The 24732-nt window shown below is 42.7% G+C and carries 23 protein-coding genes; 21 read left to right on the forward strand and 2 right to left on the reverse strand.

What is annotated here, in order from left to right; all coding sequences use genetic code 11:
• Positions 1-7 precede the first annotated feature (7 nt).
• From OGM16_11880 to OGM16_11915, 8 genes are all read left to right on the forward strand, one after another.
• On the forward strand, positions 8-877 hold the full coding sequence (locus OGM16_11880) for a DegV family protein (GenBank protein UYJ45517.1): 870 nt from the start codon (positions 8-10) through the stop codon (positions 875-877).
• Between the two features lie 10 nt (positions 878-887).
• Positions 888-2357: an ATP-binding protein gene (locus OGM16_11885; GenBank protein ID UYJ45518.1), complete on the forward strand. Its 1470-nt coding sequence runs from the start codon at positions 888-890 to the stop codon at positions 2355-2357.
• Positions 2358-2413: 56 nt separating this feature from the next.
• Positions 2414-3301 (forward strand): GerMN domain-containing protein, encoded by an 888-nt coding sequence (locus OGM16_11890; protein ID UYJ48451.1) that lies wholly within the window; start codon positions 2414-2416, stop codon positions 3299-3301.
• A gap of 29 nt (positions 3302-3330) precedes the next feature.
• Entirely contained in the window at positions 3331-5799 is a 2469-nt protein-coding gene (locus OGM16_11895) for a DNA internalization-related competence protein ComEC/Rec2 (protein ID UYJ45519.1), read from the forward strand.
• A 239-nt stretch (positions 5800-6038) separates the two neighbouring features.
• Positions 6039-6647, forward strand: a complete 609-nt coding sequence (locus tag OGM16_11900; protein ID UYJ45520.1) for a GNAT family N-acetyltransferase — start codon at positions 6039-6041, stop codon at positions 6645-6647.
• Positions 6648-6844: 197 nt separating this feature from the next.
• Positions 6845-8335 (forward strand): AAA family ATPase, encoded by a 1491-nt coding sequence (locus OGM16_11905; GenBank protein ID UYJ45521.1) that lies wholly within the window; start codon positions 6845-6847, stop codon positions 8333-8335.
• A gap of 239 nt (positions 8336-8574) precedes the next feature.
• Complete coding sequence (locus OGM16_11910; protein UYJ48452.1) at positions 8575-9045, forward strand: ECF transporter S component; 471 nt, start codon at positions 8575-8577, stop codon at positions 9043-9045.
• 80 nt (positions 9046-9125) lie between these two features.
• Entirely contained in the window at positions 9126-10259 is a 1134-nt protein-coding gene (locus tag OGM16_11915; protein UYJ45522.1) for an alanine--glyoxylate aminotransferase family protein, read from the forward strand.
• A 67-nt stretch (positions 10260-10326) separates the two neighbouring features.
• Here the strand turns inward: OGM16_11915 and OGM16_11920 are convergent, their stop codons facing one another.
• Positions 10327-10524 carry a DUF378 domain-containing protein gene (locus OGM16_11920; protein UYJ45523.1) on the reverse strand — a complete coding sequence of 66 codons (198 nt, stop codon included), beginning with the start codon at positions 10522-10524 and terminating at the stop codon, positions 10327-10329.
• A 325-nt stretch (positions 10525-10849) separates the two neighbouring features.
• On the opposite strand from OGM16_11920, the gene OGM16_11925 reads away from it, so the two are divergent.
• From OGM16_11925 to OGM16_11945, 5 genes are all read left to right on the forward strand, one after another.
• On the forward strand, positions 10850-12202 hold the full coding sequence (locus OGM16_11925; GenBank protein ID UYJ45524.1) for an MATE family efflux transporter: 1353 nt from the start codon (positions 10850-10852) through the stop codon (positions 12200-12202).
• A 4-nt stretch (positions 12203-12206) separates the two neighbouring features.
• Entirely contained in the window at positions 12207-12884 is a 678-nt protein-coding gene (locus OGM16_11930; GenBank protein UYJ45525.1) for a DNA alkylation repair protein, read from the forward strand.
• A gap of 188 nt (positions 12885-13072) precedes the next feature.
• Complete coding sequence (locus OGM16_11935; GenBank protein UYJ45526.1) at positions 13073-13978, forward strand: LysR family transcriptional regulator; 906 nt, start codon at positions 13073-13075, stop codon at positions 13976-13978.
• A gap of 137 nt (positions 13979-14115) precedes the next feature.
• The gene (locus tag OGM16_11940) at positions 14116-15237 is read left to right on the forward strand and encodes a 5-methyltetrahydropteroyltriglutamate--homocysteine S-methyltransferase (protein ID UYJ45527.1); all 1122 of its coding nucleotides are present in this window, start codon (positions 14116-14118) and stop codon (positions 15235-15237) included.
• Between the two features lie 126 nt (positions 15238-15363).
• Entirely contained in the window at positions 15364-15831 is a 468-nt protein-coding gene (locus tag OGM16_11945; protein UYJ45528.1) for a hypothetical protein, read from the forward strand.
• A 171-nt stretch (positions 15832-16002) separates the two neighbouring features.
• Here OGM16_11945 and citG read toward each other — a convergent pair whose 3' ends face one another.
• Entirely contained in the window at positions 16003-17403 is a 1401-nt protein-coding gene (gene citG / locus OGM16_11950; protein UYJ45529.1) for a triphosphoribosyl-dephospho-CoA synthase CitG, read from the reverse strand.
• Between the two features lie 286 nt (positions 17404-17689).
• Here citG and OGM16_11955 point away from each other — a divergent pair, with 286 nt between their 5' ends.
• The 8 genes from OGM16_11955 to atpH all read left to right on the forward strand — a co-directional run bounded on the left by OGM16_11955 (position 17690) and on the right by atpH (position 24691).
• A complete protein-coding gene (locus tag OGM16_11955) occupies positions 17690-18886 on the forward strand; it encodes a pyridoxal phosphate-dependent aminotransferase (protein UYJ45530.1) in 1197 nt (398 codons plus the stop codon).
• A 433-nt stretch (positions 18887-19319) separates the two neighbouring features.
• Positions 19320-20432 carry a TRAP transporter substrate-binding protein gene (locus tag OGM16_11960; protein ID UYJ45531.1) on the forward strand — a complete coding sequence of 371 codons (1113 nt, stop codon included), beginning with the start codon at positions 19320-19322 and terminating at the stop codon, positions 20430-20432.
• Between the two features lie 165 nt (positions 20433-20597).
• Positions 20598-21083, forward strand: coding sequence for a TRAP transporter small permease (locus tag OGM16_11965; protein ID UYJ45532.1), 486 nt, complete (start codon positions 20598-20600; stop codon positions 21081-21083).
• Positions 21083-22369 carry a TRAP transporter large permease gene (locus tag OGM16_11970; GenBank protein UYJ45533.1) on the forward strand — a complete coding sequence of 429 codons (1287 nt, stop codon included), beginning with the start codon at positions 21083-21085 and terminating at the stop codon, positions 22367-22369. The genes OGM16_11965 and OGM16_11970 overlap by 1 nt, the downstream gene beginning before the upstream one ends.
• Before the next feature lie 313 nt (positions 22370-22682).
• The gene (locus tag OGM16_11975; GenBank protein ID UYJ48453.1) at positions 22683-23369 is read left to right on the forward strand and encodes a F0F1 ATP synthase subunit A; all 687 of its coding nucleotides are present in this window, start codon (positions 22683-22685) and stop codon (positions 23367-23369) included.
• Positions 23370-23415: 46 nt separating this feature from the next.
• On the forward strand, positions 23416-23640 hold the full coding sequence (atpE, locus tag OGM16_11980) for an ATP synthase F0 subunit C (GenBank protein UYJ45534.1): 225 nt from the start codon (positions 23416-23418) through the stop codon (positions 23638-23640).
• 60 nt (positions 23641-23700) lie between these two features.
• Positions 23701-24192: a F0F1 ATP synthase subunit B gene (atpF, locus tag OGM16_11985; protein ID UYJ45535.1), complete on the forward strand. Its 492-nt coding sequence runs from the start codon at positions 23701-23703 to the stop codon at positions 24190-24192.
• Positions 24185-24691, forward strand: coding sequence for an ATP synthase F1 subunit delta (gene atpH / locus OGM16_11990; protein UYJ45536.1), 507 nt, complete (start codon positions 24185-24187; stop codon positions 24689-24691). The genes atpF and atpH overlap by 8 nt, the downstream gene beginning before the upstream one ends.
• The last annotated feature ends 41 nt before the right edge of the window (positions 24692-24732 follow it).

A 24732-nucleotide genomic window follows, 5' to 3' on the forward strand; every position in this document is an offset into this window, starting at 1 on the left:
GACAGATATGAGAACAGCGATCGCTACGGACAGCAACAGCGGTATTACACAGGAGCAGGCAGAAAAATTAGGGATTTACGTGCTGCCTATGCCTTTTATGATCAATGGGGAAATGTTTTATGAAGGTGTAAATCTGACCCATGAAGAATTTTTCAGACAGATGGAAGAAGGAGCAGATATCACCACTTCCCAGCCATCACCGGGAGAAGTAACTGACTTCTGGGATAAGCTGTTAAAGGAATATGATGAGATCCTTTATATTCCTATGTCCGGTGGTTTAAGCGGTTCCTGCCAGACTGCTATTATGTTATCAGATGATTATGACGGCAAGGTACAGGTTGTAAACAACCAGCGTATTTCCGTTACTCAGGAGCAGTCTGCATTAGATGCCAGAGACCTGGCTGCAAAGGGCTATGAGGCAGCACAGATCAAAGAAATCTTAGAGCGGGTTAAGTATGAGAGCAGTATTTATATTACCCTTACCACTTTAAAATATCTGAAAAAGGGTGGACGTATCACTCCGGCTGCAGCTGCACTGGGAACTTTGCTGCGTATTAAGCCTGTTTTGACCATTCAGGGCGAAAAGTTAGATGCTTTTTCAAAGGCACGTACTGCAAAGCAGGCAAGGTCCATTATGCTCACAGCCCTTGCTAAGGATCTGGATGAGCGTTTCCATGACAAGAATGCAGAACATACTTACCTGGAGATTGCCCATACCTGCAATGAAGAAGATGCAAAAGAGCTGGAAGCAGCTTTAAAAGAGCAGTATCCGGGAGCAGACATCACCATGGCACCTCTTTCTTTAAGCATTGCCTGTCATATTGGACCAGGAAGCCTTGCAGTAGCCTGCTCCGGTAAGTTAAAGGAGCTGGAATAGGAGCAAACAGTTGAATAAAGAAAAATGGTATGAAAAGCTGAAAACAAGGGGACAGAGCATTACTGTCCCCATGACGCTTTTAATGATCGCAGTGGCGGTCATCCCGCTGTTGCTGCAGACCTGGATACTCATAGGCTCTTTTAAACAGAACCAGATAGAGGCCAGAGGCATTGAGATACAGAATCAGTGTGTGATCTTAAGCAACCGAATGACCCGTTCAGGGTATCTGACAGCAGATAAGACCAATAATGTCAGCCTGGATGCTCAGATGCAGACGATCGCAGATCTGTATAACGGACGTATTGTTATCGTCAACAGCAGTTATAAGATCATGACAGATACCTTTAATCTGTCAACAGGAAAATATTATATATCTGAAGAAGTCATACGCTGTTTTAAGGGAGAGATAAGCAACAGGTTTAATAAAGATGCCGGTTATTTTTATCAGACCATTCCTGTTTATAATCCGGCTGATGATAAAAAAATCCAGGGAGTGATAGCAGTGACAGCTTCCATGGAAAATGTGGCTTCCGTGACCAAGCGTGTAAAAAGCAGCGCACAGCTGTTTTTCATGTGTATGGCTTTAATGGCAGTTCTTTTCTCTATAGTGTCAGCTTACTTCCTGGTAAAGCCCTTTAAGCGGCTTTTGCGTTCCTTTGACCGGGTGGCACAGGGGGATCTGGATGCAGATATCAGGGAAGATGCTTACAGCGAAACAAGACAGATGTCCCATGCTGTGCAGAAGTCCCTTCGCAAACTGAAGGCTGTGGACCAGTCCCGTCAGGAGTTTGTTTCCAATGTGTCCCATGAGTTAAAAACACCGATCACGTCCATTCGTGTGCTGGCAGATTCCCTTATGGGAATGGAAGAGGTGCCGGTGGAACTGTACCGGGAGTTTATGTCTGATATTTCTGATGAGATCGACAGGGAAAGCCAGATCATAGAAGATCTGCTTACTTTAGTCCGCATGGATAAATCAGCAGAAAGCCAGATGAAAATTTCACAGGTGCATATTAATCACGAACTGGAAATGATCTTAAAGAGACTGCGGCCTATTGCCAAGCGCAGCAATGTGGAACTGATCTTAGAGAGCATCAGGGAAGTTACAGCAGATGTAGACAAGGTGAAGCTGAACCTGGCAGTGACCAATCTGGTGGAAAATGCAATTAAATATAATGTGGATTCCGGATGGGTGCGGGTGACACTGGATGCTGACCATAAATACTTTTACGTGAAGGTTGCAGATTCTGGTATTGGTATACCGGAGGACAGTGTAGATCACATTTTTGAGCGTTTCTTCCGTGTGGATAAAGCACGTTCCAGAGAGGTTGGCGGTACCGGACTGGGGCTTTCTATTACTAAAAATGTAATACAGATGCATCATGGTGTGATCGATGTGGAAAGTACGCAGGGAGAAGGGACTACCTTCAGCATGCGTATTCCTTTAAATTATGTATCAAGACAGGAGGAACGTTCATGAAACATAGAAAAGATAAGTTTCTTCTGGGTGTATTTCTGGGGATCCTTATGGTCACCATGGCAGTTCTTTCCGGGTGCGGTGCAAAGGCAGAGCCAAAACCTGACCCAGGTTCAGGAAAATATCTCATATATTACCTGAATTCCTCTTTGACCAAGCTGGTGGCACAGGAATATGAAACAGAAACAAAGGATCAGGCAGATCTGGCAGAAGAACTGATGGACCAGCTGCTCCATGTACCAAGAGATCTGGATTGTCAGCCTGCTGTAAATGAAAAGGTATCTTTTAAAACCTGCAGGATTGATGAACAGGTATTGTATCTGTATTTTGACGGCAGCTATATATCTATGAAGCCGGAACAGGAGATCCTGTGCCGTGCAGCTCTGGCAAGGACAATGACCCAGATACCGGGGATCGATTATATCAGTATTTACCGTGGAGACCAGCCTCTTATGGACCGTCAGGGAAATCCTGTGGGCTTTATCTCAGCAGGAGATTTCATTATCAATACAAGTAATGTAAATGCCTACGAGAAAACAGAACTGACCTTGTATTTTGCTAACAGTACAGGAGATAAACTGGTAGAGGAAAAGCGGGACGTGGCCCATAATATAAATACTTCCATGGAACAGCTGATCGTGGAACAGCTGATCGCAGGACCGTCAGGCAATGGCCATCAGGCGGTACTTCCTTCTGACTGTAAGATACTCAGTGTATCAGTGACAGATAATGTGTGCTATATCAATTTTGATTCTGCCTTTTTAAATAGCAGCCAGAGTGTAAATGAATACATCCCTATTTACGCAATTGTTAATTCGCTGGTGGATAAGACTTCTGTTTCCAAGGTACAGATCATGGTAAATGGTTCACAGGATGTAATGTTCCGCGAAGTGGTATCTTTAAATACTGCTTTTGAGCGGAATACAGATTATATTGAGCAGAAATAAAAAATAAGATAAACCGGAGAAAAAAGAATATGAAACGGCCCCTTGTGGTGATAACCGCAGGTTTTGTACTTGGAGAGGTGCTTGCCCTGTGTTTACAGGAGGCTGTATACAGAAAATGTTTCTGGTTTGCAGGAGCGCTGTTTTTAGCAGCGCTTATTGCCAGGCATTTTCTGGGAAAAGACCAGGACCGGTATCTGGGAAGAGACCAGAACCGGGATCTGGCTGGAAATTCAGGCAGGAGTGTCACATACAGGATACTTCTGCTTATTTTTATGTTTATTTTTAGTGGAATGTCAGCAGGAAGTTTTTTAGGAGTACAGTTCAGAAACCAGATGGACCGGGAGGAAGACCGGATCGCACAGGCAGAATTTGGGGATGTGGTGCAGCTGACCGGACAGGTAATGGATGTACGGGAAAAAAGCGAAAAACTGGAAATAATTGTAAATAAAGTAAAGATACAGTGGCTGACCCTTCAATTTCCGGTACAGCTATATGGAGTGCCGGGAGAGCTGGAAAACTGGGAAGAGAGTCTTCTTCCTGGAAAAAAAGTGAAAATAGCCTGTTCATTAAATCTGGCGGAATCTGAAAAAAATCCGGGAGAATTTAATGCAAAACTGTATTACCGGTCAAAGGGAGTGGTGTGTACCGGATATATAAAAGCTTTAAAGGAAAGCTGGGGGGCGGACCGGCCCTTTATGCGTGTTATCCTCAGGTTCAGAAAATATTGCAGCCGCATTCTGGAACAATACTGTGAAAAGGAAGACAGCAGTATTTATAAGGCGGTCTTGCTGGGAGATACTTCTTTTATGGAAGCAGATACCTTGGATCTGTACCGCAGCAGCGGGATCGCTCATTTGCTGGCAGTGAGCGGACAGCATTTGTCGTTGATCGGCGGAGGGATATATCTGCTCCTTAGAAAGACGATAGGCGGATTTAAAGCTGCGGGAATATTAGGCGGCAGCTTTGTGATCAGTTATGGCATATTTACAGGTTCTGGAGGGTCTGCTGTCCGGGCAGTCCTTATGATCTGCTGCCTGTGGCTGGCAGCAGAACGGGGGCGTACCTATGACAGTCTTTCAGCCCTGGGGTTTGCAGCTTTAAGTCTTCTTGGAAAAAATCCCTATCTGATCTTTCACAGTGGTTTTCAGCTTTCCTTTTCAGCAGTTCTGGCAATTTCCGGACCGGGACAATGGATGATCCGGGAGTTTAATATTGGGAAAAACTGGAAAAAGATAGTAGTGATCAGCTTATGGGTGCAGATCATTCTTCTGCCTGTTATGGCTTGGCATTATTACCAGTATCCTTTGTATGGGATGTTTTTAAATTTTCTGGTATTGCCCTTTGTAGCTTTTTTAATGCTGTCAGGTATCATGATATTGCTTACCGGGGGATTCTGGCCTTTTGCAGCAGAAACCGCTGCCAAGGTGGGACATGTGATCCTTGTCTATTACAAGTGGATATGTGGATGTTCCATGAAATTGCCGGGAGCAGTGAGGATAACGGGACGTCCTGGTCCGGGACAGATCATGGGTTATATTGTGGTATGGGGAATAGGGATAGCTTCATTGAAATGGCTTATGGGAAGAAAGCTAAAAGGACAAAGAAGAGCAGTATTTGCAGCTGTTGTTCTGATCATATCAGTTCTCATTGGTTTTACTATTCTTTCTCCCCGTCCGGTTAAGGGGTTTGAACTTCTCTGTCTGGATGTAGGTCAGGGAGATGGCTTTCTTCTCAGGTCTGGCCGGACCAGTATCCTTATAGATGGCGGAAGTTCTGATAAAAAGAAGCTGGGAAGCAGAACCCTTGAGCCATGCCTTAAATCTAAAGGTATTTCACGATTAGACATAGCCATTGTAAGTCATGGGGATAATGACCACATAAGCGGGCTTTTATATCTTTTAGAACAGAAAATGCCTATAGACATATTAATATTGCCTGCCGGGGGAAAGGGAGGAGATATTTACGGTAAGCTGGAACAGATGCAGGCAGAAGCCGGGGGAAGGACGTATTACATGCATCAGGGAGATAGGATAAAAGCCGGAGAAATGGAATTTACCTGTATTTTTGAAAAAGAAACAGAAAAAGAGCGCAATGCTCATTCACTGGTGCTTTGTACCCACTATAAAGATCTGCATATACTGTTTACCGGTGATATGGGAATATCAGAAGAAACAGAACTTTTAAAAATGACAGAAATAAAAGGCAGTATCCAGCAGGAACATTTAAAACATGTACAGATCCTGAAAACTGCCCATCATGGTTCTAAAGGCTCTTCCAGTCCCGGCTTTTTAGGGAAAATGCCTTTAAAGGCTGCATTTATTTCCTATGGAAAAGATAATTCCTACGGTCATCCATCTCCCGCAGTTACAGAACAGATGAAGAAACAAAATATTTCTTTTTATGAGACCGGTGGAAATGGCGCCTGGATATTAGAAAATAAAGACAGGAAGGTTATTATCAAAAGAGCAGTAAAAACTAGTACATCGTTTCGTAAATAACTGTACTAATCACGTAGGATGCGGATTTGAGTGTGCAGGTCTAAAAACGCAGGCGTAGCGGGCTACGCTGAGGCTTTTAGGCCTGTGCAATCAGATTCGCAGACAAGTGAGTGGTATAGTTATTTTGAAAACGATGTACTAGTTAAAAAAAGGGTTTTCAAGCCAGAAAAGAAGTGGTATTGTTATTCAAGCACAGAAAGATTCCGGGAGAACATATCGGAATACAGGAGGCAAAAAGCATGAGAGAGAAAAATGAAAATGTAAAGATCCAGGTGGCATCTGTGGATGATGCAGAGGAACTGCTGGCAATTTACACTCCTTACGTAGAAAAAACAGCCATTACTTTTGAGTATGAAGTTCCGTCTGTAGAAGAATTCAAAGGACGGATCGCCCATGTTTTAGAACGCTTCCCATATCTGAAAGCAGTAGAAGCAGGTAAGATACTTGGATATGCCTATGTAAGTCCTTTTAAAGAACGGGCCGCATACAACTGGGCTGTGGAAACTTCTATTTATGTAGATGAAAATGTAAAGCACAAAGGCGTTGGAAGAAAGCTTCATGAGGCTTTGGAAACTGTTTTAAAAGAGCAGGGCATTCTGAATATGGAAGCCTGCATCGGCTATCCTGAAGAAGAAGACGGATATCTGGACAAAAACAGCGCCCGGTTCCATGCCCATATGGGATACCGCATGGTAGGTGAGTTTAAAAAATGTGGCTATAAATTTGACCGCTGGTACAATATGGTATGGATGGAGCATATCATTGGAGAACATCAGACCCATATGGCCTATCCGGAAAGATTTCCCCAGATCCGTGACAGGCTGAAAGAAAAATACGGTTTAGAGTAGGAGCACCCTCAGGGGTGCTTTTACGTTACTGTGCAAGAAGGGTGACTGATCCTGGGCTGTTTTTTGTGTCTTTGCTTTACAGGAAGGGTCAAAAAGAGGTGTTGTTGATATGATAAAACCGTGGTAAACTGGAAACAGGTTTGTAAAAAATGGGAGTAAAGATTCCAAGAGTATATTTTAACTGTAAGGAGAAAAAAATGCCAGTTTTTGATTTTAATGATGAACCAAAAGAAGAAAAGAAAGCACCGGAGTGTACATACACAGTGATCCGATCCAATGAAACTGAGGCTTCCCCAGAACATCCGATCCTGGTCCTTGACAACAGCAGCAGAAAATGGGAGCACCATTCCTGGGGTGTATTTACAAACCCGGTCAGAAAAACAGCGTTTGAATTTCAGACAGAAGGCGGTGGTACAGTCAGTGCTGATATCTTAAAAGTAGATGCACGCTTTGTAAGCCTTCTTAAATGGTTGGGGGAGAGCCATATCAATGTGCGCCTTTCCGGCTCTAATAAAGCAGATGGGTATGCTGTATACAAGATCCGCGAGATCGCCTTTGGAGGCGGTACCAAGCTTTCCGCAGAGGACGGATTTTTACAGTACATGATCGGGCGTCTTCAGGCCAGCAGCGCACCGGCAGAAGAGAGCAGGGAAGAAGATGCAGAAAAAGATGGCGACCATATGAAGCTGACCAGCCTGCAGAGTATTACGGACTTTATGACCTGCGCAGGAAGGACACTTCCTGACAATATCCGTCTCTGGGCAAGAAGAAACCTGGCAGTTGCCAATTCCCATGAGGTCTCACCGGAAGAACGCCGGCATGCACAGAGAGCTTTATCTATTATGATGAACATCCAGTGGAAGAGCAATTATTTCGAGGCCATTGATCCTGATGAAGCAAGACGGATCCTGGATGAAGAATTATACGGAATGGAACGGGTAAAACAACGTATCATCGAAACTATTATCCAGATCAACCGTACCCATACACTGCCTGCTTATGGTATTCTTCTTATCGGACCTGCAGGAACAGGAAAGTCCCAGATCGCTTATGCAGTAGCAAGGATCCTGAAACTGCCGTGGACCACTCTGGATATGAGCTCTATTAATGATCCGGAACAGCTGACAGGAAGTTCCCGTGTATATGCAAATGCAAAGCCGGGTATCATTATGGAGGCATTTTCACTGTCCGGCCAGTCTAATCTTGTATTTATCATCAATGAATTAGACAAAGCTGCTTCCGGCAAAGGAAACGGCAATCCAGCCGATGTGCTTTTGACCTTACTGGATAATCTTGGATTTACAGACAATTATATGGAGTGTATGGTGCCTACAGCCGGTGTATACCCAATTGCTACAGCAAATGACCGTTCTCTCATCAGTGCGCCATTGATGTCACGTTTTGCAGTGATCGATATTCCGGATTATACAGAAGATGAAAAGAAGATCATTTTCACAAAATTTGCTCTTCCGAAGATACTGAAGAGGATGAGCATGAAGGAAGAAGAATGTGTGATCCTTCCGGAAGCCTTAGATGAAGTGGTCCGCCGTTATTCTGATACTACCGGCATCCGTGATCTGGAGCAGGCAGCAGAGCATATTGCTGCCAATGCACTTTATCAGATCGAGGTAAACCATGTGGATAAAGTGGTATTTGACGGAAAAATGGTTCGGGAACTGTTGGGTTAAGCAACAAAACTGGACTGGTCAATTAGTTAGAAACTGGATGTTTTAAAAAGCCCATTTATCCTTTATCCTTATATCAAGCTGATAAGGCAAAATAAAAGAAAAAGAAAGCCTGATGTCATTCTCCCAGGGCCCTGAGAACCCGTCAGGAAGAGAGGAAAAGGATGATGAGTATGAACACAAAACAGACAGCTGCGGTTTCAAAAAGCGGATACAACACAAAAGAACTTGTTTTAGATGCAATGTTTATTGCACTGACCTATGTATTTACAGCATTTGTAAATGTAAGACTGCCTATTGCAGCAAACGGCGGGCTGATCCATTTAGGAAATGTACCCTTATTTATCTGTGCGATCCTGTTAGGAAAGCGCACTGGTATGTTAGCAGGTGCTTTTGGTATGGGATTATTTGACCTGTTATCCGGCTGGACTGCATGGGCGCCATTTACATTTATCATTGTAGGTGCTATGGGTTACGTAGTAGGTGCCATGACAGAAGGTCACCACAGTACAGCAAGAGATGCAGCAGCCATTGCAGCAGCCTGTGTGATCAAAGTAGCAGGTTATTATATTGCAGAAGTGATCATTTACCACAATCTGTTTGCTCCTGTAGCTTCTATTCCCGGAAATCTGGTGCAGATCGGTACAGCAGCAGTGATCGTTCTTATATGTGTAGAGCAGCTTCGTAAGGTACTTCGTCCTATTCTTAAATAAGACGGACCTTTCGGGAGAAATATATACGAAAGAAGTATATACGTACGAGAGAACATATATAAGAGAAGGGAGACACTGCTATGTACGATATCATGACACCTGGCCCCACACAGGTAAGGGAAAATGTACGGCAGGCCCGTGCGCTTGCCTGCACTAATCCAGACCTGGATGCGGATTTTTACGATTTTTATAAGGAGACCTGTGAAGAGATCAGTGAACTCCTTTATACAAAAAATGAGACCCTGATCCTGGACGGGGAAGGCATTTTAGGACTGGAAGCAGCCTGTGCCACTCTCACAGAAAAAGGTGACCGGGTGCTGGTAATGGATAATGGAGAATATGGAAAGGGATTTGCCGGTTTCGTGACCATGTATGGTGGAGAACCAGTCCTTTATTCCACGGACTACCATAACGCCTTTGATGTAAAGGCATTAGAAAAATATCTGGAAAAAGACCATGATTTTAAATATGCTGCCTTAGTACACTGCGATACCCCAAGCGGTATGTTAAATGATGTTTCAAAGCTTTGTCCGCTGTTAAAGAAATATGGTATCCTGACTCTGGTGGATTCGGTTTCTGCCATGTTCGGAGAAGAAATGCGTGTGGATGATTACCAGATCGATCTTCTCTGCGGCGGCTCCCAAAAGGCAGTTTCAGCACCTCCGGGATTAAGCTTTGTGACCATCAGTGATGATGCATATAAGGCAATGCGCTCCAGAAAGACACCGGTTGCATCTTTTTATGCAAATATCTTGGCGTTTGATGGCTATTATGAGAAGCAGTGGTTTCCATATACAATGCCCATCAGTGATATCTATGGTCTGCGTCAGGCTTTTGATAATATTAAAAATGATCCGGACATGTTAGAACGTCACAGAAAGATCGGTGAAGCAGTAAGAGCTGCGGTAGTGGAAGCAGGACTGGAATTATATCAGGAGACCGGTTTTTCCAATACAGTCACTGTATTTAATGTTCCGCAAGGGACCACAGACACAGCTATCCTTACGGCTATGAAGGAAAAATGCAATATCATGTTAGCCGGTTCCTTTGGTGCTTTTGCAGGGAAAGTGATCCGTATCGGCCATGTGGGAGAAAATGCTTATCCTGAAAAAGTAGAAGCAGTTATGTCGGGACTGGATAAAGTATTTGCGGATTTAGGAATTACCTTAAAATGCAGCCTGAAAGATGCTTATAATAAGAGAATGAACGGATAAAGACATAAAAGAACAGAGATTGAAGGATAAAAGGATAAATGCAGGAAAAGGGGTCAGAAATGGCCCCTTATTCTTTTTTTGCATAAAAACTGATAAGATATACACCACATATGCCCACAATAGTATAGATGATCCGCGATAATAATGTCATGCTTCCAAATAGAAATGCAACAAGATCAAACTTAAAAAGACCGATCAGCCCCCAGTTTACAGCTCCGATGATAGATAAGGTGAGAGCTACAGCGTCAAGTGCCGTATTTTTCATGGTAGTTTACCTCCTTATACGTAGAATGTCCTCTCGGAGTCTTTCCTGCACCTGCCTTTGCGGCCGATTTTCCGCCAGTCGTACCCGGATTTCAGAAGCGGACGCAACGCCAACGCCTCACAAATTTGGGCATAACTGACAAAAAATCTTCTCGCAAAATCAGGCACAGAAAGATTCCGGGAGTACATTAGACAGTATGGATCAAAAAGAGGAAAAATATACGAAAAAAAGAGAAAAAACCAATGACAGCGGGCAGACACTGTGCTAATATAATGTGCACAGTAAAATGTAAATGATCAGTCTTGAAGGTGAAAGGTAGAAGATTATGGAACAGGATATGACCAGAGGCAACCCATTGTCAGTTATTTTTATGTTTACATTGCCTCTTGCAATTGGAAATATTTTCCAACAGCTTTATAATATGGCAGATACCATCATTGTAGGCCGCTTTGTTGGAGCAGATGCCTTAGCAGCAGTTGGCTCCACGGGAACGATTATGTTTTTGCTTAATGGCTTTGCCCAGGGGATCACTGCCGGTTTCTCTGTTTTAACGGCCCAGAGATTTGGCGCAGGAAAAAAGGATGCAGTAAAACAAAGCGTTACCAATGGTATTTTATTATCCATTATAGGAGCCATTTTACTTACAGTTTTAGGTTGTGCTATTATGGATCCGCTGCTGCATCTGATGAACACTCCCGATGATATTTTTGATATGGCTTATACTTATATCACTTTGATCAGTCTGGGAATGATCGCCAATGTATTTTATAATCTGTTTTCTTCCTATTTACGGGCAGTTGGAAACAGTAAAGCGCCCTTATTTTTCCTGGTATTTTCCGCCTGCTTAAACGTAGGTCTGGATCTTTTCTTTATTGTTGTTTTGAAAATGGGAGTTGCAGGAGCTGCCTGGGCTACTAATCTGTCACAGGCTATCTCCGCTTTGTTATGTATTGTATACATATATTGTAAGGTTCCTGCCCTGGTGCCGGAAAAAAAACACTGGCGTCTTACTGCCGGTGATACCCGTTACCAGATGCAGATGGGTATCCCTATGGCTTTACAGTTTGCCATTACCTCTTCCGGCACTATGATCATGCAGTCAGCCATTAATTTGTTTGGCTCAGAAGCAGTGGCAGCTTATACTGCAGCCTGCAAGGTACATAGCCTTCTGACCCAGGGGATGGTGGCAATGGGACAGACCATGGCAGTTTACAGCGGACAGAACTATGGAAAAGGGGATTATGGGCGCATCCGTGCCGGTGTGAAAGCGGCTCTTATTATTGAATTTATTTATTCTGTGGTATCTGCAGTGGCTGTTTCTCTTTTATTAGGAGTCACACTGGGGCTGTTTTTCTCCGGAGACGTGGATCTTACAGCCATGATGCCATGGGCAAGAACCTATATTACAATATGCACTTTGTTTTATATTCCCCTCAGTACGATTTTTATTTTCCGCAATACCATGCAGGGCTGTGGCTATGGATTTTTGCCTATGATGGGAGGAGTGGTAGAGCTGGTGGCAAGAATGCTGGTGGCAATGATCGCCATGAGAGTCCACAGCTATGCACTTTCCTGCTTCTGCGACCCGGCTGCATGGATCAGTGCCGGCTTGTTTACAGGTGTATCTTATCTTTTCGTAATGAAGAAGATAAAAGCTACGTTATCTCCGAAAGGTTAATAATATGACAGACATTCAGAAACGCTTATTTGAATTACAAGATATGGCATACAGGGATTTTCACAGCGGGCTGATCCCAGAACTGCCAAAAGAACATTTTATCGGCATCCGGGTACCAGTCCTTAAAAAGTTTGCCAAAGAATATAAAAAGGAGGCAGAGGCAGAAGTATTTTTAAAGCAGCTGCCCCATACCTACTATGAAGAGTATATGCTTCATGGATTATTGATCGCAGAAATAAAGGATTACGCTGCTTGCATACAGGCAGTAGAAGCTTTCTTGCCTTATATTGATAACTGGGCTGTTTGTGACGGCCTTTCACCAAAGGTATTTAAAGACCATAAGCAGGAGCTGTTGGAAAAAATAAAGCAGTGGATCCCCTCTAAGCATACCTATATCTGTCGTTTTGGCATGGAAATGCTGATGCGCTGGTTTTTGGATGAAGATTTCAGACCGGAATATCTTAAAATGCCTGCATCCGTCCGGTCAGAAGAGTATTATGTAAATATGATGATCGCATGGTTCTTTGCAACAGCCCTTGCAAAGCAGTGGGATGCGGCAGTCCCTTATCTTCAGAATCCGGTTTTAGAGCCGTGGACCCACAATAAGACCATCCAGAAGGCAAGGGATAGCTTCCGTATTACGCCGGAGCAGAAGGAATATTTAAAGACCTTGAGAGTATAGATGCACTCTCGGAGTCTTTCCTGCACTTGCCTTTGCAGCCGATTTTCCGCCAGTTACACCCGAATTTAATCAACGTACGCACCGCGTACGCCTCAGAAATTTGGGCACAACTGACAAAAAATCTTCTCGCAAAATCAAGTACAAAAAGATTCCGAGAGTACATTAGAGTGCAAAAGGAGAGTACATCCATGACACTGCAGCAGCTTGCATACATAAAAATGACCGCTGAGTGCGGAAACATCACAGAAGCAGCAGAAAAACTCTTTATATCCCAGCCAAGCCTCAGTGCAGCGATCCATAACCTGGAAAAAGAAATGGGAGTGACCATTTTTGTAAGATCAAAAAAAGGTGTGGTCCTTACCAGAGAAGGAGAAGAACTGCTGTCCTATGCGGGAATGCTGTTGGAGCAGGCAGATATTATGAAAGAGCATTTCGGCGTTGGAAAAGCGCGGATGCCCAAGTTTTCTGTTTCCTGCCAGCATTATTCTTTTGCAGTAAATGCTTTTGTAGATGTGGTTCAGGCTTATGATGCGGAAAAATATGATTTTATTCTCAGGGAAACCCAGACCGGTGAGATCATTGATGACGTGGCAAATGGAAAAAGTGAGCTGGGAGTGATCTATCTGTCTGAACATAATGAGGAAGTGCTGACAAAGCTGATCAAAAAGAATGGTCTGATCTTTGAAGAATTATTTACAGCAGAGCCTCATGTATTTATCAGCAACAGACATCCTCTGGCGGCGAAGGAGAAAATACAGTTAGAAGATCTGAAGCCATATCCCTATCTTACTTATGAACAGGGGGAACGGAATTCTTTTTACTATGCAGAAGAATTTTTAAGTATGCTGGACATGCCTAAAAATATCCAGGTAAGGGACCGGGCGACCATGTTTAACCTGATCATTGGTTTAAATGGTTTTACCGTATGTTCCGGTGTCATAAGCGAAGAACTGAACGGTTCCCAGATCATTGCAAGGCCGCTGGCTATGGATGTGCAGATGCGGATCGGCCTGGTAAAAAAGAAAAATATTTTGTTCAGCCGTTATGCAGATACTTATATTGAAGCGTTGAAGAAATATGTATCCATAGGTTAAAACTATGGATAATCTAAAATATAAAGTATTATCCCAAAATGGAAACCACTGTTAAACTATCCTCAGATAAAAAAAGATACAGACCAGATCAAAATGCTGGATGGATCTATAAGATGATAAAAACGGAGGATAAAACAATGGCAGATTTAAAGACACCTTTTCGCTATGACTATGTAGGCAGCTTTTTAAGACCAGAAGTATTAAAACAGGCAAGAAAAAATTTTGAAGAAGGAAAGATCACAAAAGAACAGCTGACAGCAGTAGAAGATGACTGCATCCGTGACCTGGTAGGAAAGATCAAAAAGCTGGGATATCATGTGATCACAGACGGTGAGTTCCGCAGATCTACCTGGCACCTTGATTTCATGTGGGGATTTCAGGGCATTGAACACAGAAAAACAGTAGAAGGCAATACGACTTTCGATGCAGAGGCTGCTATGATTGATGATACCTACATGGTAGGAAAGATCTCTGTAAAGAACCATCCATTTGTAGAGCATTTTAAGTTTGTAAAGGCTTTAGAAGATGAAAATACAGTAGCAAAGCAGACTATTCCATCTCCTGGACAGTTTTATGCTTACTTTACAGGTGCCGAGCTTCTTGGAACTACACTGGATATCTATGGGAGCGAAGAAGCATTTGCAAAAGATGTGATAGGGGCATATGTAGAATTTGTCAATGAGATTTACGCAGTTGGCTGTCGTAACCTTCAGTTTGATGACTGTGTATGGGGCGGAATGGTAAATCCAAAGCTGGCAGTTGCATTAACAGGCAGAAAGGGAGAGGCACTGGAAGCATATAAGAAACTGCTCCTTCAGTTAAACAATGAAGTTGTGGCTCAGGCACCAGCTGACCTGGTGATCAATACTCATGTATGCCGCGGAAATTATCATTCTACATTTTTCAGTTCCGGTGCATATGACGGAGTAGCTGACCTGCTTTTTGGTGAAGAAAATGTAAATGCCTATTATCTGGAATACGATGATGAAAGATCCGGTGGTTTTGCTCCTTTAGCCAAGGTTTCCGGCGACAAAAAGGTAGTTCTGGGACTTGTAACCACCAAGTCCCCAGCATTAGAAAAGAAGGAAGATGTGATCGCAAGGATCCATGAGGCTGCAAAATACGTGCCATTAGACCGTTTATACTTAAGCCCGCAGTGCGGTTTTGCCTCCTGCGAGATCGGCAACAAGCTGACAGAAGAAGAGCAGTGGGCAAAATTAAAACTGGTGAAAGAAATTGCAAAAGAGGTGTGGAAATAGAAAATTTTCAGAGAATAGCAAGATGATATTTTTTGTAAAGATCTTGCAAAATATACATTTACAGAACAATGTGAAGAAGTAAAAAATCTGCGTCTGGAAGATGGAACAAAAAAGATATTTTTGAATATGACCAGCAAAAATGGAGAACCTGTGTTGGTAAGCTTATTGCAGTATATGAAGAATACTACGTTAAATAATCCAGATATCGTTGTAAAAGACGAGCGGATAACAGAATTAGATCAAATTGTAACAGAAGTAAAACAGTCAGAAGAATGGGAGGCGGTAAAAGTGAGTTTACTGTCAGTCGGTATCGGAATTGGAAAGGAAGAAGGAAGGCGTCAGGGAATTACAGAAGGACTAGCTAATTCTATTTTGACGATATTAAAATCAAAAGGTACTTTAACAGAGCAGATAATAAGCAAAGTGAAAAAAGAAGATGATCAGACAATTTTAAATAATTGGCTTTTAAAAGCATCTCAGGCGCCTGATCCAGAAACGTTTTGGAAAGAGATAATAGAAGAAACTGCCACTGTTGGCCTGGTGAAAAAGAATAGAAAAACCACCCTCTCGGTATCCTGTAAAAACAAGTTTTAGGATACAGGAGGGAGTGGTTTATGAAAAGAAAAACGAAAACATTGCTTAAGGCCATAGCTGTTTTATTGGCTGCAGGCGGTGTATCAGGATTTTTGACAAAGAACAGTATGCATGTCCATGACACCATCCATTGAAATTGCCTGCTTCTTATCCATTATATGATCTTCTTTGTTAATTTTGCTCATACAGGTAAATAAAATAGGTCAGTGCCAGAAGGTCAGCGCTGCCGCCGGGGCTGATGTTGCGGCGGATCATTTCAGCGTCAAGTTCCTTTGCATAAGAGAGAAGCTCATGAGTATCATGGGCTTTTTCTTTTAACACATTCCGGATGCGGGCCTGAAGCTCTTTCATTTCTTCGTAGGAAGAACGGTTTACGATATTGGTGTCTTCAGAGGTTGCGATAATGGACAGCAGTGTGATCACACCGGCGTCGTTAACAGAACGGCCTTTTTTCAGCTCTTCTTTCAGGATCGGAAGAGCTGTTTTCAGTACAGTAGAATAACCGGAAAGGGCTTCACCCCGGGCTCCTTTCATACCATAAAGGGCGTAGAGGCGTTCACCGTTGGTACGGGCATTTTCTGCAGTGATCTCCCTGAAGTCTTTAAGAACGTCAGCCACCAGCTTCTGATTGATGGAAAGCAGCATATCTGGTGAGTATGGAATGTGATTGGCATACATGTATCCCAAGGAGCAGTTCAGTATGGCAAGGGAAAATATAAGGCCTTTATGGGTATTGATACCTTTGGTGGCAGCCATCATGGCACCTTCTGCCTGTATGCCTAAGGAGCGCAGCCTTGCGAAAATGCGGGAAAATGGTTCGTGGCCGTTTTCATGTTCTTTTTCCATGCCGCAGAGGGCGAATTTTTCAAAGTAGTGGTTTAAGGAAACAGCGCTGGCTTCAAAGGTGAAGATATCCATATCTTTGTGGGCACCGGTGTTGTTGCGGTCTACCAGTCCGGGTTTTGGAGTGGCGCTTACTTCGTAAAGAAGTGCCTGCATAGACAGTGAGGACAGTTTTTTGGCCTGCTTTTCTTCAAAATAGTCTTTCATCAGTTCACAGGCTTTGTCCAACAGCTCTTTTACTGTATGGGTGCGGGAACGGCTGCATACAAAGGCATCGTTGCTGCAAAGAAGACATTTTCTGCCTGGAAAGCCCAGCTCTGTGCGGGAAACTTTAGTTTCATCGGTCCGGATCACATCAATGTCGAAAAGACGTCCAAAGGATAAGCTGTCTTCTAAGAGGCAGAGTGTTTCTTTGATAAAAAGGTCATCTCCTTTTACAGACCAGAACTGTTCATTTCCTGTAAAGTCCCGGATGGTCCGTTTTTCCAGGACCGGGATCTTCCAGGCGTGAAGCTGGGAGTCAATGAGACGTACTCCTTCTTCAAAGGTCATTTCCCCTAAGGGAAAGATTTTAACGGGACCGGGAATATTTAAGGTAAAGGAAATGACAGTGGCACCATGGGTGCGGATCAGTTCCTGCTGGATGGCGTGGCGCCTGTCACGGGCATTTAACATATCAGGCACTGTAACTTCGCGGCCGGTGATAAATTGGGATGAGTCGGTATTCATAAAGGTATTACCTCCAGATCATGGTATGCGCAGGTTCAGGGAATATATGCTTTTACCTGGGTAAAAAGCAGGAACCTTTATTAGTGAGTATAACATACAAAGGGATTTAAGAAAAGGTAATGATAAACTGAGAAATGCGGTTGCTTTATGACTTTACAGTGACAAAATATTTTTTTGTAAAATCATTGCGCTGGATAAGTTATTGTGTTACACTTTTGGTTAATAAAAAGAACAGCCGGTGCGGATACAAAGGGATAAAGGCACGATCGCTGTAGGAGGTAGAGAGATGGTTCTTTCAAAGAATATGCAGAAACTGGTAGCAGGAAGTTCTACTATTAGAAAACTGTTTGAAGAAGGTATTGAGCTGGCAAAGGAAGTTGGTGCTGAAAATGTATATGATTTCAGCCTTGGAAATCCGGCAGCTCCTGTACCGGAAGAGGTAAAAAAGAGCATTTATGATATTCTTGAGAACAGAAATGCCAATTTCGTACACTGCTATATGCCAAATGCCGGTTATCCGGAGGTAAGGGAGAAAGTAGCAGCAAACTTAAATAAGAAATATGATTCTTCTTTTACAAAAGAGGATATTATCATGACAGTAGGTGCTGCAGGCGGCATCAACTGTGTTCTGCGCTGTCTGTTGGAGCAGGAGGACGAGGTTCTTTGCTTTGCTCCGTTCTTTGGTGAGTACAACAGCTATGTTATGAACTTTGGCGGCAATTTAAAGGTAGTTCCGGCTGATTATGAGACGTTCCAGTTAAATGTAGAAGAGGCTGATAAGTACATCACAGAGCGTACCAAAGCTGTGATCATCAACAACCCCAATAACCCATCTGGCGTTGTATATAATAAAGAAACGCTGATCCGTTTACAGAAAATGCTGGAAAAGGCAGAGGAACGCATCGGGCATCCTATTTATGTTCTTTCTGACGAGCCATACCGCGAATTGGTATATGATGGCTGTGAACTTCCATTTGCACCTGACTATATTAAAAACTGCATCGTAGTTTATTCCTTCAGTAAGTCACTGTCTCTGTCCGGTGAGCGTATTGGATATATGGCTGTCAGTCCCCAGATCGCAGAATATGATACCATGATCAATGCACTGGTGGTTGCAAACCGCTGCATCGGTTATATCAATGCGCCATCGTTGTTCCAGCTGGTTGTAGCTGACTGTCTGGATGTAAAGACAGACGTAGAGTTTTATGACAGGAACCGTAAGCTCTTATATGAGGCTATGAAAGCTATGGGCTTTGAATGTGTGAAGCCGGAAGGTGCATTCTATATGTTAGTAAAGGCGCCGACAGGAGATGACGCAGAGTTTTCAGCAGAAGCGAAGAAATTTAACCTGCTGATCGTACCTGCAACCAGCTTTGGTTGTCCAGGCTATGTGCGCATGGCATACTGCGTATCAAATGAAATGATCCACAGAGCACTGCCTGCATTGCAGAAGCTGGCTGATCATTATGGATTAAAGAAATAGGATAGAATACAGGACTGTAAAACCGGGAGACTGTAAAAAGTAACAAAAATGAAAAAATCCAGAGATTCAGAGAAACTGGAATGTTAGAAATTCTACAATTCAAAAAAATGTTAAAATAAAAAAGGCTGTTGGGAAAAAATAGTAAGTATATTTCCTGGCAGCCTTTAACTTGTATACAACATTTGTTAATTATATACAAATACAAAGACTGTATTTTGTTGGTTTTTATTGATTGAAATCGGTTGCAATTAACAAAAAAGTATGATAATATCTTTACATATTCTTAACACAACCGATTGCAAAAAATAATAGCACAAAAGAATGGACGCCAAATCGACAAAATTTGGTAAAAATTATTAAAAATGCGATGGCGGTGCGAGATTTGCAGACACGTAAGTGGCTGTAAAAATAAAAGAGAGAAGGAAGTAGAAGTATGAAAAAAAGGTTAGCATTAGTATTAGCAGGCGTTATGATGGTTTCATCATTAGCCGGATGTGGATCATCCAAGCCTGCAGCAACAACTGCAGCAGCTGCAGCTAGTGAGACAACCGCAGCAGCAGGAGATGCAAAAGAAGAAAAAACAGAGGCAGCAAAATCCGATGTAACTCCAGAGTTAAATCTGATCATCGCTTCCAACCAGACTTCTTTAGATAATCCATATTCCTATGGTATGGACAAGTTCAAAGAGGTAGTTGAGGATGTTTCCGGCGGAAAGATCGCTGTAACTGTTCATAAGGGAACCTTAGGCGAGAACGAGAACGAGCTGATCGAGAAACTGGAAATGGGCGCTGCATCTATGGTAGTTGCTTCACCAGGTTTCATGACAGCTATCGGTGTTCCGGAAGTAGATATCTTCTCACTGGAATATCTGTTTGACAGCTTTGATCACTGGGAGAAGTGCTTAGATGGCGAATTCGGTGACAAGATGAAAGACGTTGTTAAGGAAAAGACCGGAAATAATTTCCGTATTATGGCTTACTGGAGTTCCTCTGTTCGTGATTACTACGGCAAAAAGCCAGTTACCAAGCCAGAGGATTTAAAGGGCATGACAATCCGTACACAGTCTTCCCAGGTACAGCAGGACTTCTGGAAGGCTTGCGGTGCTATCCCAACATCTGTAGCATGGGGCGAGTTATACCAGGCATTACAGCAGGGCGTTGTTGATTCCGCTGAGAACGATTACACTAGCTTTATGTTAAAAGAGCATCACAAGACACCAAACGGTCACTACATCTCTGAAACACATCATGACTACACAACCCGTCTGTTACTGATGAACGGAGCTTTCTATGACGGTCTGACTGATGAGCAGAAGGGCTGGATCGATGAGGCTGTTGAGGCTTGTACAGAAGAAGAGCGTCAGGTAGTTTACCGTATGTTCAAAGAGTCCAAAGAGAAAGTTATCGCTGATGGCGCAGAAGTTACCAACTTTGAAGATGTTGATATCGACGCATTCAAGGCACTGGCTCTTCCGATCCAGGATAAGTTCGCAGCTGATAACAACATGACAGCTGAGTTAGAGATGATCCGTGCAGCAGCAGAATAATCTTCCAGCAAAGCGGAATACAGATTTACGAAAGAAACTGAATTATTAAATGGATCAGGTGTTCCTGATCCGGAGGATATCAGCCATCTGGGCCACTGGATGGCTGATGTTAGGTTAAAAAGAGTGTTAATATGGTGTTAGGATTTCCTGAAAGGAGAACACATTATGAAGAAAGCAATTGAATGGATGCAGAAGATCCAGATTGCTGTAGGAGGATTCTTCCTTTGCATTTTCCTTCTTACAGTAGTATTCCAGATGCTATCACGTTATATAGGCATCGCAGCAACCTGGACTGAGGACGTATCTATGTATTCCTTTATCTGGGCTGTATTTATGGGCGCAGGGGCTATGGTATATGAAAAACGTCACTTCGCGTTTACTTCCGTCAGCGATATGCTGAAAAATGAGAAAATTAAGAGCGTATTAGCGATCATCATCTCTCTTGTTATGCTGGTGTTTGCTGTATTAATGGCTTATTATGGTTATAAATTAACACAGAAGTTCTGGAACTACACATGGACCAATATTCCGTCCTTTAAGCGTGGACCTACATGGACCTGCCTTCCAATCTGTGGCGTGACTTCTACTATTTACCTGATCGCGCAGATCATTGAAGAAATCGGTGCTATTACGAAAGGAGACAACAAGTAATGGGTGTTTTATTAGTAGTAATGTTTATCGTTTTTGTTGCCATTGGTGTGCCGATCTCATTCGCACTTGGTGTTGTATCTTTTACCGGTATCGCGTCCCTGGGACAGATCCCCAATTTAGTTGTATTCCAGAAGATGTTTAATGGTCTGAACAGCTTCACACTGTTAGCTGTTCCGCTGTTTATCCTTGCAGCAAACCTGATGAACGAAGGTGAGATCACTGAAAAACTGATCGACTGCTGCAACTCTTTAGTTGGACACCTTCGTGGTGGTCTTGCTTATTCAAACGTACTTGTATCTATGATCTTTGCAGGTATCTCCGGTTCTTCCCAGGCAGATACTGCTGGTGTTGGTAAGATCTTTATTCCTGCAATGGAGAAGCAGGGGTATGACAAAGGAACATCTGTTGGTGTTACCGCAGCATCTTCTACATTAGGTTCCATTATCCCTCCAAGTATCACCATGGTCGTTTACGCAGGTATTGCTAACGTAAGTACAGGTGCGCTGTTTATGTCAGGTCTGGTTCCGGGTATCTTACTTGGTTTGGCTATGATGGCAGTTGTTAAATATTATTCCAAGAGAAAGAACTTCCCTAAGTGTGAGAGAGTTCCATTTAAGGAAGTCTGCCGCAGAACATTCCAGTCTCTGCCTGCACTGCTTACACCTATCATCCTGATCGGCGGTATTGTCAGCGGTCTGTTTACACCTACTGAGTCTGCAGCATTTGCATGTATATATGCATTATTAGTTGGTATTTTCTTCTATAAGACCATTAAGGTTAAGAACCTGCCACGCATCCTGATCGAGACTATGAAGCTGTCTTCCCTGTCTCTGTTCGCCCTGGCTACAGCAAATGCATTAGGCGAGTTATTAGCATACTATCAGCTGAATGTAGTTGTACAGAACTTCTTCGCTAATATGCCAGGCGGAAGACTGGTATTCCTTCTTGTAGTAGTTGCATTCTTTATGTTTGTAGGTACTTTCATGGATGCTGTACCGGCAATGATCCTGTTTGTTCCGATCATTCTTCCGGCTGCTATTTCACTGCAGATCAGCCCGATCATCCTTGGCCTGATCATCGTTGTTACCCTGGCTCTTGGCCTGGTAACCCCACCTTATGGTCTGTGCCTGCTGATCGCTTCTTCTATCAGTGGTATTACCATCGAGGATGCATTTAAGGGAACTCTTCCTTATTTCTTATCCTCCATCGCAGTATTATTGCTGTTAGTTATCTTCCCAAACTTCTGGCTGGCTATTCCGGCGACTCTGTTCCCGGGACTGTTCTAATAAAAGATATTAAATAGAGATAAGCTGTTTTTATTGTCCTCACATAAAAAGTGAGGAAATAGAAACAGCTTTTTTTGTATCCATTTAAAATTATGCCTGAGAAAATTTTAACATCTTTGAAATATATATTCTGAAATGTTCCAAAAAATAAAAAAATTATAAACAATAATTATGCAAAATTTCACTTGATAATGTTTATGTTATGAAATAATAAGAAATTCAGAATTGAAAAGGAAAAAACCAGTGACTATAATAACGGACGAAACAAAAAGAACAAGAAATCATCAGAATGCTGGAAAGGAGTGTGAAAAAGTTGGACAAGCTGGTAGAGTCCCTGATGGAGGAATTAAACTGCAATACAGTGTTTACCATTCCTTTGTTTGGCGGGATCGATGTACTGGAATCGGTGGTGGTCACATGGATCATCATGGCCATTATCATGGCCGGTTCCCTGGTCTGGGTCCACGGTTTAAGGGTCAGAAAGATAAGTGGAAAACAGGCAGCTTTAGAAAGCGGATTTTCGTTTTTATATCGCTTTTTCCTGGATCTTTTAGGAGAAGAAGGAAAAGACTATATCCCTTATCTGATCACCGTGGTCATCTACATAGCCATTGCCAATATGATTGGTCTGTTAGGTTTTAAATCCCCCACAAAAGACCTGAATGTGACTGCGTCTTTAGCGGTAATGAGTATTGTATTAGTAGAGGCAGCCGGGATCCGCAAGAAAGGTGTAAAGGGCTGGATCAGAAGCTTTGCAGAGCCCATCCCCATTATCGCCCCCATTAATGTGCTGGAATTATTTATCCGTCCTTTGTCCCTTTGCATGCGACTGTTTGGAAACGTGCTGGGAGCGGTAGTTGTTATGGCGCTGATCAAATATCTGCTGCCTTTAGTAGTGCCTCTGCCTTTCAGCGGGTATTTTGATATATTCGATGGAGTGATACAGGCTTATGTCTTTGTATTCCTTACATCTTTATATATAAAAGAAGCTATTGAGTAAACAAACCAGACAAACAAAAAAATTTAAACAAAAAGGAGAAAACATCATGTCAGGATTAATCGCACTTGGAGCTGCAGTTGCAGTAATTACAGGAATCGGAGCAGGACTGGGAATCGGAATGGCTACTTCTAAAGCAGTAGATGCCATTGCAAGACAGCCTGAGGCAGACAGCAAGATCACAAAGGCACTGCTTCTTGGATGCGCGCTGGCTGAGGCAACTGCTATTTACGGCTTTGTAATCGGTCTGCTGATCATTTTATTCTTGAAATAATGAGCCCAAAAAGTTCAAAAGAAAAATAAGCGGCATCGCAGAAAAGAAAGGCAGTTATATATGTTAAATATCAATTTTTGGAATATTGCCTTTACGATCATCAACATTCTGGTCTTATATCTGTTTTTGAAGCATTTCCTTATGAAGCCGGTCATGGCGATCCTGGAAGAGAGAAAGCAGATGGTGGAAAAAGAATTAGATGAGGCAGCTGTTTCCAGCCGGGATGCAGATCTTTTAAAGAAAAAATATGAGCTTTCCCTTGAAAATGCGAAAGCAGAAGCTGATGATATTGTTACTAAAGCAAAGGTGAGAGCCTCTGAGGAATATGACAGGATCTTAAAGAAGGCGGATGCAGATGCTGCCAAAAAGGCAGATGAGGCGAAAAAGGTCATTGAACTGGAAAGAGAAAAAGCATTAAATGACCTTCAGGCTTCTGTTACCGGTCTGGCAATGACGGCAGCTGCAAAACTGCTGTCAGAGCAGAGCAGCCCGGAAAATGACAGAAAACGCTACCAGACATTTTTAGCAAGCGCAGGTGAAAAACATGACTGAGCAGGCAAGAATATACGGAAAGGTTCTCTATGAATTACAGATACCGGAAGACATGGTACAGGAGACTGGACGTATTTTTAAAGAAAATCCACAGCTTACCACTCTTTTAAATGATCCAACGGTACAGGCAGAAAAAAAGAAAAATATAATTGGAAAAATATGGAAAGAACCGGATTTTTCTCCCCTTATATCTTCTTTTTTAAAGAAAGCATGTGAGTCCGGCTGTATTGGAGAGATAGAAGATATTCTCACAGTCTGGAATCAATGTGTACTGGATGCATCTGGTATATTAAAAGCGAAACTTATTTATGTCACTGAACCGGATCATGAACAGTTAGAAGGCATCCAGTCATTTCTCTGTAAGGAATTTCATAAAAAAACGGTGCAGCTTTCAATGGAAGAGGATCAGAAGCTTTTAGGTGGTTTTATCTTAAAAGCAGAAGATGTGGAATATGACTACAGCCTTAAGGCACAATTAAAGCAGCTGTTTGGGGCTTAATACATGTTTATGATGTGAATGGAAAACGATAGGAGTTATTA

This window comes from Lachnospiraceae bacterium, from assembly GCA_025758065.1.
Lineage (GTDB): Bacteria > Bacillota > Clostridia > Lachnospirales > Lachnospiraceae > Enterocloster.